The organism is Prescottella sp. GW823-FHT02E09, from assembly GCF_058797375.1.
Genome location: NZ_JBXAJP010000011.1, coordinates 1 through 18,106, shown reverse-complemented (window position 1 = coordinate 18,106; position 18,106 = coordinate 1). Strand labels below are relative to the sequence as shown.

Below are 18,106 nucleotides of genomic sequence, written 5' to 3'. Positions count from 1 at the left end.
ACGCCGTCGACGCTCGACAAGAGGTCAGCGCGACGGCCAGCAGCAACGCTGCCGAATTAAGCCAGACCGGTGCCGGTTTCGCGACCCGACATGACCGGCGTGGCAGCAGCCGCGCGAGGCACCACCGCGACCGCCAGGGCCGCACACGCGAGCAGCAGCCCCGCGTTGACCGCCCACAGTCCACGCCACCCGACCTCGGCGATCACCCACGGGCCCAGCAGGATCGCCACGAACTGCCCGAGTGGCATGTGGATCCCCCACAGCCCGAGCGAGAACCGGCGATGCCGATCCCCGGACGCCGCTGTGATGGTGGCGGGCGCCGACTGCTGCCGGGCGGCGCCGGATTCGGAGGCGTGCTCAGGCACCGACGGCGGCGTCCGAGTTCTCGTCGGCGGGCACGGTCAACGACGGATCGGTGGCGGCCGCGATGGCCTCCTCGAACTCGCGCTGCCCCACCCGCGAGCCGAGCACCAGCGCGAGGCGGGTCAGGAAGCCCTCGCGGTCGGTCTCGCCCACCTGGTCGAGCGCGTCGGACAGGCCCATCCACACGTTCTCGCGGCGCAACTCGGCCGGATCGATCGCGGGCCCGTTGTCGACCGTCGCCGACGCACCTGCCGGGGCGTCGCCCAGGCTCAGGTGGCGCACGACGTCGTCGATCCGCCCGACACCGTCGATGCGGCACAGCAGCACACCGTCGGGGCGGATCACGAACACCTCACCGTCACGGGCACCCAGTGCGGCGGCGACCTGACCGTCGACATCGGGAACCACGGCGACGGACGCGTCCGAGGTGTCGCTGCCGATCAGGACGGCGCGCACCGACTCCGGCGCCAACACGGCGCTCAGGGTCGCGGTCGCGGCGGCCAGGTCCGCAGCATCGACGTGCACGCCGAGGAGCGCGAAACCGGTGCCGCGCAGCGTGTTCAGCGATGTGTCGGTACCGTCGACGGTCTGCACGCGCCGGTCCTCGACGGGGTCACCGGCGGCGACACCTTCGGCGTCGGCGGGGGTGGGCCAGGTGAGCGGCGAGATCCGCGCGTTGGTGGCGCTGGACTGACGCGGGTTGATCAGGTGACTGAACTCGGGGCGGGTCACCGACAGCGCGAGGATCGCATCACGCGTCGTCTGGTAGCCGTGGCTGCCGGGCGACATGATGAGCGTGCTCTTGCCGGCGTTCGCGACGTTCTGCCGCCACGCGTCGTGACGCTCCACCGAGTACGCCTGCAGCAGTTCGGGAGCGGCGTTGCCGTGGATCACTGCGGCCAACTGCCACGCGAGGGTCTCGGCGTCCTCCATGCCCGAGTTCAGGCCGCGCACACCGAAGATCGGCACCAGGTGGGCCGCGTCGCCGGCGAACAGGAGCCGGCCGTGTGTGAAGTCGGGCAGGGCGAGGGCGCGAGCGCTGTAGAAGCCGTGCCACTCGAGCGTCCACGGCAGATCGTTCTGGAGCCACTCCAGGTGCCGCGTGATGCGGTCCCGGATACGGTCCTCCTGCGTCTCGATCTCGGCGTCCTCGGACGGGTCGAGCTGGTAGTCGATGCGCCAGATGTTCTTGGGCTGCTTGTGCATGATGATCGTCGAGCCGGGGTTGCTCGGCGGATCGAACCAGACCATGCGCTCGGCGGGCAGTTCCGACTCCCAGTGGATGTCGGCGATGACGTAACGGCCGTCGTAGTTGTTGCCCTGCATGCGGATACCGGCGAGCTCACGCATGCGGCTACGGCCACCGTCGGCGGCGACGACCCAGCGGGCGCGCAGGTGACGCTTGCCGAACGCGGTGTCGATCTCGAGGGTCACCTCGTCGTCGGCCCGCAGCACGCCGGCTATGCTCGCGGACCAGTGCAGCGTGATGAGCGGGTTCGCCTCGATCGTGTCGACCATGATCTGCTCGAACTCCGACTGCGAGACGTTGACCATGGGCGGGCGCACGTCGTGATCGGCGTTGCGCATCTGGAAGTGCAGCACCTGTTGATCGCGGTAGAAGCTGCGGCCGCCGACCCACGGCAGCACGATCTTCTCGAGCTCGGCGCCGAAGCCGAGGCGCGCGGCGGCCTCGAGGCTGTGGCGGGAGATGCAGATGGCGCGGCTGCCGAACGAGACCTGATCGGCCGCTTCGAGAATCGCGACGGGGATGCCACGCTGGGCCAGGCCGAGGGCCACGGCCATGCCGACGGGCCCGGCACCGACGATGACGACCGGGAGGGTCTCGTCGGCGGCGGTCATGGACTCGAAGTTCGAGGCCGGGTACTTCGGGGGCTGGTAGTAGGTCGACATGGTCTACACGACTTCCTGCGGGGACGGACGGGAGGACTTGGTACCGGGCACCTTCAGCAGCAGGATGCTGGCGAGGCTGATCAGGGCGATCAGCACGAAGTAGCCGGTGATCGCGAGCGACGTCTCGAAGCTCGCGTACAGCGCGGTGGCGATGATGGGCGCGAGGCCGCCGCCGAGGATGGCGCCGATCTGGTAGCCGAGGGAGGCGCCCGAGTAGCGGATCGCCGGGGGGAACAGCTCCGCGAACAGCGCGGACTGCGGGCCGGCGCAGCAGCCGAGCGTGAAGCCGAGGGCGATCATCGCGACGACCATGACGGGCAGGACGGCAGTGTCCATCAGCGGGAAGAAGACGGCGGCGGCGATCACCAGCGCGATCGAGCTGCGGACGTAGACCGTCCGGCGGCCCAGGGTGTCGGACTTCCATGCGCTGAACGCCATGCCGGCCATCCAGAACGGGCACGAGCTGATCAGCAGGAACAGCATCGTGGTCTTGCTGAAGCCGAGCTCGGTCTCGCCGTACTTCAGGACGTAGACCATGTACGCGTAGGCGATGCCGTTGGTGGCGATGAACGTGCCGCCGGCCAGCAGGACCGTCTTCCAGTGCTTGGTGAGGACCTCGACGATCGGCAGCTGCTCGGGCTGCGCGTCCTCCTTGGAGGCCTGGAACTCGCTGCTCTCCTCGAGGCCGAGCCGGATCCACATGGCGACCAGGACGAGGACGGCGCTGAGCAGGAACGGGATCCGCCAGCCCCACGCCTTGAACGTCTCGTCGCTCATGAACGCGGTCAGCGGCAGGTAGACGAGGTTCGCGACGAGGACACCGGCCGGGACGCCGATCTGGGGTGCGGCGCCGTAGAGGCCCTTGCGGCCCTCGGGGGCGTTCTCGGTGGCGACCAGGACCGCGCCACCCCACTCCCCGCCGACGCCGAGACCCTGGACGAAGCGCAACGTCACCAGCAGGATCGGGGCGAAGACGCCGATCGCGTCGTAGTTGGGGAGCACACCGATGCCGACGGTCGCGAAGCCCATGAGCAGCAGCGAGATGACGAGCATCGACTTACGTCCCACACGGTCACCGAAGTGCCCCATGACGACGCCACCGATGGGACGCGCGATGAATCCGACGGCGAGGGTCGCGAAGGAGGCCAGGGTTCCGGCCAGGTCCGACGAGTTCGGGAAGAACTGGTGCCCGAGTACCAGCGCGGCGGCCGTGCCGTAGATGAAGAAGTCGTACCACTCGATCGCGGTGCCGACGAAGCTGCCCAGCGCGGCCTTGCGGGCCTTGCGGTGCAACTCCTGCGGCGGAGCCGCAGCCATGGTTGCCGTCATGGTTCGGTGCCTTTCAACTCTGGATGCGCACACAGGGACGAAGGCACCTGCACACGTGCCGACGAAGCGGCCTGCAGGACATCTTGACCTGGATCACATCGCGTGAAAAGCGCAAGAATTCGGGGTGAATACCCACAAAAACTGTGGTTACCGGGAAGGCCCGTCAAACGTTCGAATCATGGGCGTTGCAGGGTTTCCACATTGCATCCTGCACCGCCCGGGTCGGGTTCGGGGATGTGACGGTGGCGACACCGATTCAGAACGGGCTGGATGCCCCGTCCGCGGCGAACTCGACGAAGGCGCGGGCCGCCCGGCTGAGCAGTGCGTCCTGCGACCACACCAGCAGGATGTCCACCTCCGGCACCGGCGGCTCCACCTCCGGGCGGACGACGACGCCGAGTCCCTCGTACGTGACGTCGAGGTGCGGCCGCTGGATCAGCAGCGTCCAACCGAAACCGCGCCCCACCAGCGCGCGGGCGGTCTCGAAGTTCTTCGGCCGGAACCGCACGCGTGGGGTGAACCCGGCATGGCTGCACATCTGCAGCGCGTGGAACGAGCTGGGTGGGGCGTCGAGCAGCACCATCGGCTCGTCCGCGAGTTCGGCGAGCTCCACCACCGGTGCATCGGCGAGGCGGTGGTCGGCGGGCAGCAGGATCGCGGGCTGCCGGGTGTCCATCCGTGTGGAGCGCAGCGCGGGCGACAGGTCCAGGTCGTAGACGATCGCCAGGTCCAGCTCCCCGGACATCAGCCGCTGCTCGAGCCGGTCCTGGGTGTCCTCGACGAAGTCGACGGTGACCCCCGGATGGAGCTGGTTGAACTCGTACAGCAGCCGCGGCAGCAGCGTCGGCCCCAGCGACGAGTAGCAGCCGATCGCGAGCGGACCGGTGAGCACGCCCTCGGCGCCCGACGCCTCCGCGGCCAGGTCGCCGGCCTGCTCGAGCAGCGCCTTAGCGCGCATCAGCACGCGTTCGCCGGTGGGAGTCAGCTGGACGCCGTGCGCGCGACGGCGCACACACAGCTGTGACTTGAGCGCCCGTTCCAGTTCGGTGATCGCGAGCGAGACCGCGGACTGCGACACGTGCAATCGGTCGGCGGCGGCACGGATGGTGCCGGTCTCGGCGACGGCCACGAAGACGAACAATTGGCGCATCGTGTACGTCGGCGGCCTCGCCGAGCTGACCATGGTGGTTACCTCCCGGGCACCGATTCTCCCACCCCGCCGAATGGAGGTGCCGGGTGGGAAGTCGCGCGCCGGGCTCCGGCTCAGCGCCGTCCCGGCTCGGCCTCCACGATCTCGCTTGGGGCCCACTCCCCGTCGAACCACGGCTCCAGCGGGCCGTACAGCCGGAGCATCGGGAACCAGCTCTTGTCCGGGAGCGTGCGGATCCAGTTCGCTTCCCGGCCGGGCGGCGGATTCGGCCCGAACCACAGCACGAACGAACCGTCCTCCTCGGGCACGACGGTGCCGGTCAGACTCATGACGCTCGGATAGGGGTTGTCGGTCTGGATCAGCGACCTCGTCTGGGTGTCGTACACGTCGACCGACCAGAAGTTCTTCGCGGGCGGGTTCGGCGGGAGGGTGAGACGGTAGGTCTTGCCGCCGTCCAGGAACGCGCCGTCGGCGTCCTCGGCCGTGTAGGTGTACGCGGACCCGGCCCCCACCTGGGCGTGCGCCATCGCCGGCGTGATCACGGTGGCGAAGTAGTGGAACTGGGTTCGCGCGTCGAGCAGGCGCGCGTGGTCGCGCAGGAACTCGTAGCTGCCGCCGACGAACGCCTGCTTCCACGAGGTGCCGGGGCGCAGGAAGCTCTCCGGATCGCGCGGGAAGTACACGAGTGCCCGGCTGATTCCGGCGGCCGTCTTCGCGGCGGCGTCCAGGATGTCGCGGAGCCGCTGGTCCGGGGCGAAGGGGCTCCCGTGTCTGATGCCGATCGCTGCAAGCTGACCGGCCCGTTCGGGATCGAGTGCCTCCGCGGGCTCCTCCTGGACCAGTTCGTCGATCTCCTCGAAGAAGGAGAAGTCGTTCGCATGGACGGTGTTGAACTTTTCGTCGGCGATGTTGACGAAAGTCATCTCAGGCGGGTTCGCGGCGTCGGCGAGTCGGTAGACGCGGGTCTGCTTGACGGAATCGACCCCGCCGAGCGCGCGGAAGACCGCCCAGTTGGTGAAGGTGGGGGTCCGGTAGACGAAGTAGCCCTCGGGTTCCTCGCCCCGGTAGCCGGGCGGAAGGAAGAGATACTTGCCGCCCTTGCCCCGGTCCGGCCCGGCGATGCCCATGTCCGCGACGTAGCGGAACCAGAAGTCGTCCACGACGCACAGCGACTCGGTGGGTGGCTCGACGACGACGGGGCCGTCGCGCAGATCGAGGAACATCGTGGCGTAGGTGGTCTCGGTATTGGGCGTCAGGAACAAGCTGCCCGAGTTGGCGCGTGGATCGGTGTAGGCGATCGTGCCCAGGCCGTCGATGCCCACGCTGCGGAACCCCCGGCGCATCGCGACGAGCGAGGCTCCCGGGACCGCGTTGAGGAAGACCTCGACGCCCCGCAGGAAGTCGAGCCCGTCGTACAGACTCTTGGTGGTCTCGGGCAGGGGCACCCCGTCGAAGAACTCGAACGTTCCGATCGGGGTGCGGACCCGGTCGGGCATCCCGACCCCCGCGAGGGCCTGTGCGAGCGGGTTGTCTGAGTCCTTCACCTGGGCCTCCTCGTGGGCACCGATTCGCCGGCATGCAGCGCCGACGGTAGACACGGGCGGGCCCGTCGGCCTCACCCGCACGGGGTGATCCCCTTTCGCCTGCGCGCGGAGAGGGGAATACTCGCCAGTAGCTTTGCCGGAAGCTTGTCAGTAGCTTGGTGGCAGGTTCTCCGATCGCTCTCATCGAGGAGGCGGATCATGGCGACACCGACCCAGGTCACGGAAGAACAGGCGCGAGCACTCGCCGAAGAATCCCGGGAGAGCGGCTGGGACAAGCCCTCCTTCGCCAAGGAACTGTTCCTCGGGCGGTTCCGGCTCGACCTCGTCCATCCCTTCCCCCGGCCCGGCGCCGCCGACACGGCGCGGACCGAGACGTTCCTCGCCGACCTCGAGCGGTACTGCCGAGGCATGGACGGGTCGGTGATCGAGCGGGATGCGCGCATCCCCGACGAGTACGTCGCCGGGCTGACCGCACTCGGGTGCTTCGGGCTCAAGGTGCCCACCGAGTACGGCGGACTCGGTCTGTCCCAGGTCGCCTACAACCGCGCGCTGATGATCGTGACGTCGGTGCACGGGAGTCTCGGCGCGCTGCTGTCGGCGCACCAGTCCATCGGGGTGCCGGAGCCGCTGAAACTGGCCGGCACCGACGAACAGAAGCGCCGGTTCCTGCCGCGCTGCGCGAAGGGCGCGATCTCGGCGTTCCTGCTCACCGAGCCCGACGTCGGCTCGGATCCGGCCCGGATGGCCTCGACCGCGACGCCGACCGAGGACGGCGCCGCGTATGTGCTCGACGGCGTCAAGCTGTGGACCACCAACGGTGTGGTGGCCGAACTGCTGGTGGTGATGGCCCGGGTGCCACGCAGCGAGGGGCACCCCGGCGAGCCGGGAAGTCGACACCGCGGGGGTATCAGTGCGTTCGTCGTCGAAGCGGACTCCCCCGGCATCACCGTCGAGCGCCGCAACGCCTTCATGGGTCTGCGCGGAATCGAGAACGGCGTCACCCGACTGCACCAGGTCCGGGTCCCGGCCGAGAACCTGATCGGGCGCGAGGGCGACGGCCTGAAGATCGCGTTGACCACCCTGAACGCCGGCCGGCTGGCGATCCCCGCGATGTGCGCGGCGGCGGGCAAGTGGTCGCTCAAGATCGCCCGCGAGTGGTCCGCCGAGCGCGTGCAGTGGGGCAGGCCGGTCGGCGAGCACGGCGCAGTCGCCGCCAAGATCTCGTTCGTCGCGGCCACCACGTACGCGCTCGAGGCGGTGCTGGAACTGTCCGGTCAGATGGCCGACGAGGGACGTAACGACATCCGCATCGAGGCCGCGCTGGCCAAGTTGTGGGCCAGCGAGATGGCCTGCCGGATCGCCGACGATCTCGTCCAGATCCGCGGCGGCCGCGGCTACGAGACGGCCGCGTCGCTGGCCGCCCGCGGTGAACGCGCGGTGCCGGTCGAGCAGCTGATGCGGGACCTGCGGATCAATCGGATCTTCGAGGGCTCGAGCGAGATCATGCGACTGCTCATCGCCCGCGAAGCCGTCGACGCGCACCTGACCGCGGCGGGCGACCTGGCCGATCCCGCGGCCGACATGCAGCGCAAGGCCAAGGCTGCTCTCGGCGCCAGCGGCTTCTACGCCAAGTGGCTACCGCACCTGGTCTCCGGCAAGGGCCAGCTACCCACCGCGTACGGCGAATTCGAGTCACTGGCAACACATCTGCGCTTCGTCGAACGCAACGCGCGCAAGCTCGCACGCTCCACGTTCTACGGGATGGCACGCTGGCAGGCCGGCATGGAGAAGCACCAGTCCTTCCTCGGCCGGATCGTCGACATCGGCGCCGAGCTGTTCGCGATGTCGGCGGCGTGCGTGCGCGCCCAGATGGAACGCACCGGCGATCCCGACCGGGGCACTACCGCCACCGACCTCGCCGACGCCTTCTGCCGGCAGTCCCGGCTGCGGGTCGACCGACTGTTCGCGGCGCTGTGGGAGAACACCGACGAAACCGACCACCGGGTCGCGCACAGCGTCCTCGGCGGCGAGTACACCTGGCTGGAGGCCGGCGTGCTGGACCAGTCCGAGGGCACCGGCCCGTGGATCGCCTCCTGGGTGCCGGGCGCCTCGACCGAGAAGAACCTGGCCCGGCGCTATCCGGCGCCGACCGACGCGACCGCCGAGGTGCCGGGCGACTAGTACAACCCGGTCAGTGCGCCGCGGTCTTCTTCTTACGCTTCGGAATCAGGTGCACGATCAGGACGACGATCGCGCCGATGACGAGGCCGACGACCGCGGACGCCACGGTTCCCGCGGTCCACGACAGGAAGCCGCCGAAGCCGCCGTGCACGAGTTCTCCGAACCAGTGTTCGAGGTCGTGCAGACGGTCGGCCGGCCAATGGAATCCGGCCTCGCCGACGTTGACGAGCAGGATGTGGCCGCCGACCCACAACATCGCGGCGATACCGACGACGGTGAGCACCGCCATCACCTTCGGCATCGCGGCCACGAGGCCGCGGCCGATCCGCTGGCTGACGGTCGACTTGCGCTGGGCGAGCGCGAGGCCCACGTCGTCCATCTTCACGATCAGGGCGACGACGCCGTACACCAGGATGGTGATGAGGATCGCGACGACGATGAGGACCATCAGCCGGGTGAGGAACGGTTCGTCCTCGACCGACGACAGGGAGATCACCATGATCTCGGCGGACAGGATCAGGTCGGTGCGGATCGCGCCGCCGACCATCGCCTTCTCGCGCTCGGGCCCGTCCTGCGCCGCCGGCGTGCCCTCGGCCTCGTGATGACCTCCGGTGAGCGCCTCGTAGACCTTCTCGGCGCCCTCGTAGCAGAGAAACAGACCACCGGCGATCAGGAGGTAGGGCAGCGCCTGCGGCAGGAACTGGCTGAGGATCATCGCGACCGGCAGGATGATCAGGAGCTTGTTGCGGATCGACCCGATCGCGATCTTGCGAATGATCGGCAGCTCCCGCTTCGGCGAGAACCCGTGCACGTAGCGGGGCGTGACGGCGGTGTCGTCGACGACCACTCCGGCGGCCTTGATGCTGGCCTTGCCGGCCGCCGCACCGATGTCGTCGATGGACGCGGCGGCCGCTTTCGCGATCGCTGCGACGTCGTCCAACAGGGCGACAAGACCACCAGCCACGGGAACCTCCCAGTTCGAATGTGCTGAGCCGGTCGAACGACACGCGTCGCGGCTCGACCCAGAACGGTACCGAATCCGCGGTGTCGTACGCGGAAGGGACCGATCCGGGAAGACGCGGCCGCCTATCTCCCCGCGGGGAGCGGCAGCCACACCGGCTCGGCCGGGATCCGTTCCAGTATGCCGCCGGCGAAGACGTCGTACAGCGGAAGCTGCTCGGTGTGCACGTACCCGATGTGGCAGTCGCACACGTCCAGCGGACAGGGCCGTGGTCGCAGTGCCTCGCGGAAGGAACCGTCGTACAGGTTGCCCAGTTCCTCGGGGACGAAATGGCAGCGCCGGACGGTGCCCTCGCCGTCGACGGACACCACGGTGTCTCCGGTGCGGCACGCCCGCCCCCGCGTTCGGTGCGGATGCCGGCTGTACTCGAACAGCGGGTCGATCGCCGCCCAGTCGGCCGCGTCGCTGTCGGTGTACCGGTGTCCCTCGGCGGCGTTGACCCACAGGTACACCGGGTCGGGTAGCTCGGCGCGCAGTCGACGGGCCGCCTCCAGGTGCTCCGGCAGTCCGACGACACCCACACTGAACCGCACCCCGAGCGCGGTCAGTTCGGTTGTCTTGGTGAGGAATCGGTCGTGCGGTGTCTGACCGGGGTGGTACGTGCACCACAGGGCGACCGCGTCGCGGTCGGCGTCGGCCAGCCAGCCGGTGCGGCAGCTGAGGTTGGTCTGAATCGCCACCCGGCGGACGTGCGGCAGCCGGGACAGGTCCACGAGGGCCCGCCGGTACCAGGACCGCACCAGGCCCTCGCCCCACGGGGTGAACAGGATCGACAGCTCCTGGTCCTGTTCTTCCGCCCACGCGCAGAAGCGGTCCAGTGCCGCCCGGTCCGCCCGCAACTGTTCGGGGGTGTCGCGGCGTTTGGCGAACGGGCAGTAGGGGCAGTCGTAGTCGCAGGATGCCAGCGGACCCCGGTACAGGATGGTCAGCACCGTCAGCGGCCCTCGTACTCGGCCATCGCGCCGCGTACCTGCGGCGAGAACAGCTCGGGCCCCAGCGCGTCGGAGTACGCCATGCCCAGCTCGGTCAGCCGCAGTCGGTTGCCCTCGGACAGCAGCCATCCACGGTCGGACCACCGGTCCAGCTGGGCGCCGAAGTGCTCGTGGGGGTCGGCTCCGAATCGGGACCGGTAGTCCGCCAACGGCATTCCGGTGGCCTGCAGCACGGACTGCAGCAGGTGCCGGCGTCGGGCCTCGTCCTCGGTCATCGCGTGGCCCACCACGGCACGACGGAAGTCGGAGGTGGTGCCCGATACGTAGTCGTCGATGATGGCGCGCACCTCCCGTGCGTCGACCGCGTAGTCGAAGGAGTAGTGCAGACCTCGGGTGTACGACCGTGCGCCGCAACCGAGTCCGATCATGCCGTCGGTCTGGCAGGCATAGTCGTCCGGACCGACGTCGGGGGCGTCGGCGCGGCGGAACATGCGCATCGACTCCTGGACGTAACCCGCGGCGATCAGGTGGTCGCGTCCGCGGCGGTAGAGGTCGAGTCGGTGCGCGTCCCAGTCCGGATCGGGTCCGGCGCCGCGCCGGGCCAGGCCCGTCAGCGGACGCACGTACAGCGGGTACAGGTACAGCTCCTCGGGACGCCAGGCCAGCGCGGCGTCGAGGGAGGCCGCCCAGGACTGCGGTGTCTGGCCGTCGATCCCGTAGATCAGATCGATGTTGAGGACCTCGATCGCGGCGTCCCGAATGCGCTGCAGGGCAGCGTCCACATCGGTTCGCCGTTGCGGCCGGACCGCCGCCCGCGCCTCGGTGTCGTCGAAGCTCTGCACGCCGAGGCTGAGCCGGGTGATCCCGCGTTCGGCCAGGACCGCGAGCCGGTCGGCGGTGGCGGTCGCCGGGGACGCCTCCACGGACAGGGGGATCGCCCGCAGGTCGGCGCCCATGCCCTCGGCGATGTCGCACAGCCGGTCCAGTTCCGACGCCGTCAGGTAGGTGGGGGTTCCGCCGCCGAACGCCGCCGTGGCGAATCGGGCCGACGGAGCCAGGGCCTCGCGCACCGCCTCGGACTGCCGCTCGAGGGCGTCGAGGTACCGGGTGGTGAGCTCGTCCGGCGCCCCGACCCGGGTGAACAGATTGCAGAAGCCGCAGCGTACCTCGCAGAACGGCACGTGCAGGTACAGCGACAGCGCGTCCTGCGGTTCGTCCGCCCACAGCTCGGTCAGGGCCGGACGCGGTTCCAGCGGCCGGTACGCAGTCTTGTGGGGGTACGCGTACACGTAGTTCTGATACGGCGCAACGTAATCCGCGGCGACGATGTCGGGTGTCACCGGCAGGGGCAGGTCGACGGCGGTCATCTCGGTCCCTCGAGGAAGAAGTGAGCGTAAGGCACGGTCCACACCAGGGGATGGCCCAGCCGGTGCCCGGTGTAGCCGTCCTCGCCGTACGTGGTGCCGTGGTCGGAGCACACGATCGCGAAACACCTTCGCCGACTCGACATTGCGGCGAACAGTCGCCCGATGTGCCGATCCACGTACTCCAGCGCGGCCGCGTGCGTAGCCCGGGTGTCCCCGGCATCCGCGGTGGCCCCCTCGGCGAAGAACCAGTTCGGCTGGTGCAGGGCCGAGACGTTGACGAACAGGAACACACGACGCTCGGCGGGGAGCCGGTCCACGGCCCCCGCCGCGAGATCCACCTGGGCCTCGAACGACGTCGGCGACGTCACGCCGAGTTCGGGTGACCAGTGCGCCTCGTCGAACAGATCGGGCAGCACCGAACCCAGCGAACCCCGGCGGTTGAAGAAGCCGACGCCGCCGACGCACACCGTGTGGTAGCCGACAGCGGCAAGGCCCGCAACGAGATTCGACTCCGAGAACACGAAGGTCCCGTCCGCGGTCGACTCGCTGCCACCGAACTCGGCCGCGAACAGCCGCGGGTGCGGACCCTGCCCCACCGGGGTGGGCAGGAACCCGGCGAACATCGCCTGGTGCGAGGCGTAGGTGAAGCTGCCGGGGGCATGACGCTCCTCCCACCGGCCACCGGGCAGGTGCCGCGCGAGGTTCGGGATCCGGCCCGCGGCCGCGAGTTCGCAGGCCACGTCGTAGCGCAGGGTGTCGAGGGTGATCAGCAGGATGTCGTCCGCGCCGACGACGGTGTTCATGTCAGGCTGCTGCAGCATCGGCCCATCCTTCGATCGCGGCCAGTTGCGCCGCGTACGTGTCGAGTCCGTCGGCGCGACCGGGAAGTCCGGTCAGGCCTGGGAGCAGGTCCCCGAACGCATTCACCTCACCGACCGCGGCACCGCGCCAGTCCGCGGCCGGGAGCAGATCCACCCCGACGCACAGGGTCCGCGGGAAGCAGGCGGCCGCCCGCTCCGCGACGGCGAGCGCCGCTTCCCAGCCGAATCCCGCGGCGTCGAACGCGGCCCGTGCGATCTCCAGGTCGCCGCGTTGCCCGCCGAGATGCAGGTTGGTCATCGGGTGCGCGCTGGTACGCAGCACCGCGTGGGTCGCCCGCCCGGCTACCACCACGACCCGCAGGTCGGCGGCGCGCCCCTGCACCGACGGCTTCGGCAACCACGCCTCGATGTGCAGGCGTTCGCCGGCGAGCGCGTCGATCAGCGCACCCACCTCCGATTCGCCGGTCCGTCGGCGCACGCGCAGCGAGTTGTGCACGCCGTCCGCCGCGATCTCCACGCTGCTGCGCGCCTGGACTCGACCACCGGATGCCGTCTCGACGGCGACCACACCGGCCGCGGACGATCCGTGCGCGGGTTTGACGAAGAACCGCCGCAGGCCGGCGCTGGCGGCCAACTCGCGCACCTCGGGCCAGCTCCGCGGCACCGGCGCGCCGCCGCCCGATGTGGGCGAGACAGGCACCGGCACTTCGCTACTCGCGAGAACGGCGTGACACCGACGCTTGTCGAACAGCAGGCCCAGGTCGCCGGGATCGGTGAGCCGGCGCCCGCCGCGCAGCGTGCCGACCGCGGCGAGCAGCGACGCGTACCACCGCGGGCCGTCGGCGATCCGGGTCGGGTCCCCGGGCCCGCGCAGCAGTGCGTCCACCTCGGGGTCCTCGCCGGGCGAGTCGAGGCGCACCCACTCGTCGGCGTCGAACCCGGCCCCGCCGCCGGTGAGTACCTCGCGCCAGGACACCACCCGCGGGGTGGGCATGCCGGAGCGGGTTGCGGCGTCCAGCAGCATCGTGACGCGGCGGTTCTCCGGATTGCCCACGACCACCAGGCGGGAACGGGTCATTCGCTGACCGCGACCGACCGGTAGATCCTTCCGTTGTACTCGTCCTCGTCGGCATCCTCACCCTCGAGGTTCAGCTGCACGCCGGACGGCTCGAGCGCCGCCCGCAGACGCGTCCGCATGCCCTCCGTCAGGTAGTTGTGGTGCAGGTCCAGCGACTCCAGGTGGGTGAGCGACTGCCCCGCGAGCAGCGCCTCGGCGCCCGCGTCCAGCAGGACGCCCTTGGACAGGTCCAGGGCACGCAGCTGCGGGAGGATCGGCGCGGTCGCGACGGCGGCCGCGATCTCGTCCTGGTACTCACTGTTCGCAAGCGCGAGGCGCGTCAGCTGCGGCAGTTTCTCCCCGGAGAGGATCGGGGCGAGATCGTCGACGGTCGAATCGCTTCCGTAGTTCTCGTCGCCCAGCCACAATTCCAGGTCGGTCAGGGCCGGGAGATCCGACGCGGCCACGGCCCGGACCACATCGGCGGACAGGCCACCGGTTTCGATCACCAGGCGGCGCAGGTTCTCGTGCCGGACCGGGGTCAGGGCCAGCTGGGTACCGCCGCGCACCCCCAGGTGCTCGAGACGGGGAAACGCGGTCAGCAGCGGCGTGACGTCCGACTGCGTGATCCACGAGATCTCGCAGTCCTCGAAGGTCATGTCCCCGAGGAAGAGGGCCCGCAGCGCGGGCAGTTCCTCGGCGACCTCGACGAGCGCCGCCACCACGTCGGCGGAACTCTCCTCGTACGGGTCGGACCAGCCGCCGACGACGATCGCCTGCACGCTCGACGGATCGACCGCGGCCCGGAACTTCGCGAACGCCTCCGGCCACTCCATCGGCGCCTCGTACGTGGGAACGGTGATCCGCCAGGCGACCGGGCCCTGCCCGGGCACCGCGGGGGCAGCGTCGGTATCGATGGGGAACTCCACAACCGGGAGGCCGTGGAACTCGTTCTGCAGGTCATTGATGGTCACCGTGGCACTCCTGCTGTCGGGTGGGCTCGATGGGCATTATGCCCGGCTTCGGCGGTTGGTCCGGCTGAGGTTAGCCCCCCGGTCCGACACGATCGTGTCGGTGCTGTCCCGCACACTGGTCGGTGTGAGAACGGTGCTGGTACCCGACGGCGACGGTGCCACGCTGATCCGGACCGACGAGTCCGGTCGGGCACTGCGCGAGCCGCTGCGTGTGCAGAACGTGGCTGCCGCGGTCCGCGAACTCGAGGCCACCGAGCGGCCGCGTTGGGTGTGGGAGGACACCGCGCGGGTGTATCCGCCGCTCCTGGCGGCGGGCGTGCGGGTACAGCGTTGCCACGATCTGACGCTCACCGGGGCGCTGCTCGAGACGCGTGCGGGCCGGTACGTCCCCGTGGCCGAGACCCCGGTCGACGACCGGCTGGGTCTGTTCGACGCCGTGCCGTGGACCGCACCGGACGTCGTCGTCGAGCGGCACCGGCGGCAGGTCGAGGCGATCGAGGGCGATCCGCGGCTGCGGTTGCTGGTCGCCGCCGAGTCCGCGGGTGGGCTCACGGCGGCGGAGATGAGCTTCGACGGCCTGCCGTTCTCGGCGGCCGCGCACCGCGTGCTGCTCGAAAACGCGCTCGGGCCGCGGGTGCCGGACGACATGCTGCCGGACCGCCTGCGGGCGGTCGCCGACGACGTGAGCGCGGCGTTCGGCCGCCGGGTCAATCCGGCGTCGCATCCGGAGGTGGTCGCGGCCTTCGCGCGCGAGGGCATCGAGCTGTCCTCCACCCGCGCGTACCTGCTGCGGGAGATCGACCATCCGGCCGTCGAGCCGATGCTGCGCTACCGCGACCTGGCCAAGCTGCACAGCACCAACGGGTGGACGTGGCTGGATGCGTGGGTCCGCGGCGACCGCTTCCGGCCCGTCTACGTGCCCGGCGGTGTGGTCTCGGGACGGTGGGCCAGTCGCGGCGGCGGCGCGCTTCAGATTCCGAAGGCGTTGCGCTCCAGCGTGATCGCGGACCGCGGGCACACCTTCGTGATCGCCGACGCCGGTCAGCTCGAGCCACGGATCCTCGCCGCGATGTCGGGCGATCCGCGGATGATGGCCGCCGCCGGCGCCGACGACCTGTACTCCCCCGTCGCGGCGGAGGCGTTCGGCGGCGATCGGGCGAAGGCGAAGGTTGCGATCCTCGGTGTCCTGTACGGCGCCACCGCCGGCGACGCCCGCGCGCTGCTCGGGCTGCTGCGCAAGCGCTTTCCCGTCGCGGTCCAGTTCGTGGAGGACGCCGCGCGGGCCGGGGAGCGCGGCGAGGTGGTCCGGTCGTGGCTCGGACGCGCCTGTCCCCCACCGGACGACTCGTGGTGGTCGGGCGGCGACGCCCACGCCCGCGGCCGGTTCACCCGCAACTTCGTGGTGCAGGCGACGGCGTCGGAGTGGGCGCTGTGCCTGCTCGCCGACCTGCGCCGCCGCCTCGCCGCCGAACCCGGCGACGGCGAGCTCGTGTTCTTCCAGCACGACGAGGTAGTGGTCCACAGCAGGCGCCCGGACGCGGCGGCCGCGCACGTCGTCGCCGCGGCGGAAGCGGCGACGCGACTGCTGTTCGGCGACACCACTGTTCGCTTTCCCATGGATGTGGGGGTCAGGGAGTGCTACGCAGAGTCGCCCGATTGATTCCGTCGCTGTGCGCGGGCTGGACCGTCCGGGACGTCGTCGCCCACATGCTGAGCTACGAGGAGCTGAGCCCGGCCGGGGTGGTGCGCAGGTTCGCTCGCGGCCGGCTGCGGTTCGCTCGCGCCAACGAGATCGGGCTGTCGGATCTCGACGAGTACGGGCCGCAACAGCTCGTCGAGCTACTCGAACGCAGTCTGCAACCCCGAGGGCTCACCACCGCGTTCGGGAGCCGAATCGCGCTCGTCGACGGGATGATTCACCAGCAGGACATTCGTCGGCCACTCGGCATTCCTCGCGACATCCCCGCCGAGCGGCTCGTGCCCGCTCTGGACTTCGCGCTCATCGCGCCCCCGATCGGCGCGCGCCGACGGATCCGGGGCCTGCGGTTGGTCGCCACGGATCTCGACTGGGCCGCGGGACGCGGACCCGAAATCCGCGGGCCAGGCGAGGTCCTGCTCATGTCGATCGCCGGCCGCCGCGATGTCGCGGACGAACTCGAGGGCCCCGGATTGTCGACTCTGCTTGCAGTGCAATAATTTCGTTGGAATTCGCTGACCGGCGGACGCACCTGCGAGGTGCGTGGAGTTCATCGTGTGAACAATGCACGATCTGGCTTTGGTACCCATACGTTGCCGACTGGTTTGCTGTTGTAGTTGCCGGTGACGAAGTCGACCAGATCGTTGAGCTGTGGATGGGCCGCGACCTCCTCCTGCCACAGTAGTGCCATGGGGTAGGCGGGTGTGGGGTTGACGATGGGAATGCGGCGGATGTTCGGGTGCCACGGCGTCGTGGTTCCTTCACCGCCGAAGGTGACCAACGTCGTGGAGTCCGCGATGCGGTCGACGATGTTCGTGAACCCGATGCCGCCGGGGTGCCGCTCGGTATTGATTGCGATGCCGAAGCTGTCGCTGAGCCGACGGTAGAAGTCGCCCACTTCTGAGTCGAATCCGGCGCCGGGCACCCACGCGGTCAGGCCGTTGAGGTCGTCGAGGTGGACATGGTCGCGGCCCGCGAGTGGATGGCTGCTACCGACGAGCAGATGCAGGGCGTCGAGATAGGCGGGTACCGCGATGACATGTGCCGGCAATGGGCGGGTGCCCCAGTGTTCGCGGGCGAAGGCGACGTCCACCCGACCGTCGATCACGGCGTCCCGCGACGTCGTCGACGGGCCCATCATGATGAGTTCGACCTCGGCGTCCGGGTGCTTCTCGAGGTAGAACCGCATCAAATTCGCATCGGCGATCTGGGTGCCGTGCACCCCGACGCGGAGTACTTGCGAATCGCGCACCGCGGCGATGGCGGCATCGGCCGTCGCGAGGACCAAGCGTGCGTGCGGCAGGAAGCGGGCCCCGTGGGCGGTCAACGCAACATTGCCGATCCGGCGCTCGAACAGCGGAGAGCCCAGTTGCCCCTCGAGCTTCGCGATTCGCTTGGACACCGCCTGCTGGCTGATCCCGAGTAGCGACGCGGCCAGACCGAATTGGCCTTCGTCACTGACCGTGACCATCGCGCGCACCGCAGACAGATCGAGATCCATCCACCCACCTGCTTCCACATCCGATGGTTGTCCGCTGCAGCGTGTCGCTTGTTCGACAGGGATGCACTCTAGCTGGTCATATCCCTTCCGGATTACCTGGCGCGGGCCCGTGCCTGACAACCAGTTGGCGGAATGCGGTCTGAATGGATGGGTTGATGGTTGTGAGTCGTTCGTCCTTCGTGCACCTGCACAATCACACCGAGTACTCGATGCTCGACGGTGCGGCAAAGGTCGGCCCGCTGTTCCAGGAGGCGGAGCG

Annotated in this window: 16 protein-coding genes; 4 read left to right on the top strand and 12 right to left on the bottom strand. The window is 69.7% G+C overall.

Annotated elements, in window-relative coordinates; genetic code table 11:
- Positions 1-56: 56 nt before the first annotated feature.
- The 5 genes from AC1RIF_RS23060 to AC1RIF_RS23040 all read right to left on the bottom strand — a co-directional run bounded on the left by AC1RIF_RS23060 (position 57) and on the right by AC1RIF_RS23040 (position 6,297).
- Positions 57-365, bottom strand: a complete 309-nt coding sequence (locus AC1RIF_RS23060) for an MFS transporter (RefSeq protein ID WP_492603705.1) — start codon at positions 363-365, stop codon at positions 57-59.
- The gene (locus AC1RIF_RS23055; protein WP_492603704.1) at positions 358-2,274 is read right to left on the bottom strand and encodes an FAD-dependent monooxygenase; all 1,917 of its coding nucleotides are present in this window, start codon (positions 2,272-2,274) and stop codon (positions 358-360) included. Before AC1RIF_RS23055 ends, AC1RIF_RS23060 begins: the two co-directional genes overlap by 8 nt.
- Positions 2,275-2,277: 3 nt before the next feature.
- On the bottom strand, positions 2,278-3,603 hold the full coding sequence (locus tag AC1RIF_RS23050; protein WP_492603703.1) for an MFS transporter: 1,326 nt from the start codon (positions 3,601-3,603) through the stop codon (positions 2,278-2,280).
- Positions 3,604-3,859: 256 nt separating this feature from the next.
- Positions 3,860-4,786 (bottom strand): LysR substrate-binding domain-containing protein, encoded by a 927-nt coding sequence (locus AC1RIF_RS23045; RefSeq protein ID WP_492603702.1) that lies wholly within the window; start codon positions 4,784-4,786, stop codon positions 3,860-3,862.
- A gap of 80 nt (positions 4,787-4,866) precedes the next feature.
- Complete coding sequence (locus AC1RIF_RS23040; protein WP_492603701.1) at positions 4,867-6,297, bottom strand: DUF1254 domain-containing protein; 1,431 nt, start codon at positions 6,295-6,297, stop codon at positions 4,867-4,869.
- Positions 6,298-6,495: 198 nt separating this feature from the next.
- Here AC1RIF_RS23040 and AC1RIF_RS23035 point away from each other — a divergent pair, with 198 nt between their 5' ends.
- A complete protein-coding gene (locus AC1RIF_RS23035; RefSeq protein ID WP_492603700.1) occupies positions 6,496-8,478 on the top strand; it encodes an acyl-CoA dehydrogenase family protein in 1,983 nt (660 codons plus the stop codon).
- Positions 8,479-8,488: 10 nt separating this feature from the next.
- Here AC1RIF_RS23035 and AC1RIF_RS23030 read toward each other — a convergent pair whose 3' ends face one another.
- From AC1RIF_RS23030 to AC1RIF_RS23005, 6 genes are all read right to left on the bottom strand, one after another.
- The gene (locus tag AC1RIF_RS23030) at positions 8,489-9,442 is read right to left on the bottom strand and encodes a DUF808 domain-containing protein (RefSeq protein WP_492603699.1); all 954 of its coding nucleotides are present in this window, start codon (positions 9,440-9,442) and stop codon (positions 8,489-8,491) included.
- A 122-nt stretch (positions 9,443-9,564) separates the two neighbouring features.
- The gene (locus AC1RIF_RS23025; RefSeq protein ID WP_492603698.1) at positions 9,565-10,431 is read right to left on the bottom strand and encodes an STM4011 family radical SAM protein; all 867 of its coding nucleotides are present in this window, start codon (positions 10,429-10,431) and stop codon (positions 9,565-9,567) included.
- A 2-nt stretch (positions 10,432-10,433) separates the two neighbouring features.
- On the bottom strand, positions 10,434-11,798 hold the full coding sequence (locus tag AC1RIF_RS23020) for an STM4012 family radical SAM protein (RefSeq protein WP_492603697.1): 1,365 nt from the start codon (positions 11,796-11,798) through the stop codon (positions 10,434-10,436).
- Positions 11,795-12,619: an STM4013/SEN3800 family hydrolase gene (locus AC1RIF_RS23015; protein ID WP_492603696.1), complete on the bottom strand. Its 825-nt coding sequence runs from the start codon at positions 12,617-12,619 to the stop codon at positions 11,795-11,797. The genes AC1RIF_RS23020 and AC1RIF_RS23015 overlap by 4 nt, the downstream gene beginning before the upstream one ends.
- The gene (locus AC1RIF_RS23010; protein ID WP_492603695.1) at positions 12,603-13,697 is read right to left on the bottom strand and encodes an STM4014 family protein; all 1,095 of its coding nucleotides are present in this window, start codon (positions 13,695-13,697) and stop codon (positions 12,603-12,605) included. The genes AC1RIF_RS23015 and AC1RIF_RS23010 overlap by 17 nt, the downstream gene beginning before the upstream one ends.
- Positions 13,694-14,650, bottom strand: a complete 957-nt coding sequence (locus AC1RIF_RS23005) for an STM4015 family protein (RefSeq protein WP_492603694.1) — start codon at positions 14,648-14,650, stop codon at positions 13,694-13,696. The genes AC1RIF_RS23010 and AC1RIF_RS23005 overlap by 4 nt, the downstream gene beginning before the upstream one ends.
- A 124-nt stretch (positions 14,651-14,774) precedes the next feature.
- Here AC1RIF_RS23005 and AC1RIF_RS23000 point away from each other — a divergent pair, with 124 nt between their 5' ends.
- Together AC1RIF_RS23000 and AC1RIF_RS22995 are read left to right on the top strand one after the other, a co-directional pair.
- The gene (locus AC1RIF_RS23000) at positions 14,775-16,310 is read left to right on the top strand and encodes a bifunctional 3'-5' exonuclease/DNA polymerase (RefSeq protein ID WP_492603693.1); all 1,536 of its coding nucleotides are present in this window, start codon (positions 14,775-14,777) and stop codon (positions 16,308-16,310) included.
- Positions 16,307-16,846, top strand: a complete 540-nt coding sequence (locus tag AC1RIF_RS22995) for a maleylpyruvate isomerase family mycothiol-dependent enzyme (RefSeq protein WP_492603692.1) — start codon at positions 16,307-16,309, stop codon at positions 16,844-16,846. The genes AC1RIF_RS23000 and AC1RIF_RS22995 overlap by 4 nt, the downstream gene beginning before the upstream one ends.
- A 50-nt stretch (positions 16,847-16,896) precedes the next feature.
- Here the strand turns inward: AC1RIF_RS22995 and AC1RIF_RS22990 are convergent, their stop codons facing one another.
- Positions 16,897-17,847 (bottom strand): LysR family transcriptional regulator, encoded by a 951-nt coding sequence (locus tag AC1RIF_RS22990; RefSeq protein ID WP_492603691.1) that lies wholly within the window; start codon positions 17,845-17,847, stop codon positions 16,897-16,899.
- A gap of 155 nt (positions 17,848-18,002) precedes the next feature.
- Between AC1RIF_RS22990 and AC1RIF_RS22985 the strand changes: the two genes are divergently transcribed.
- Positions 18,003-18,106 (top strand): PHP domain-containing protein (locus tag AC1RIF_RS22985; RefSeq protein ID WP_492603857.1); only part of this gene is annotated, 104 nt, incomplete at its 3' end.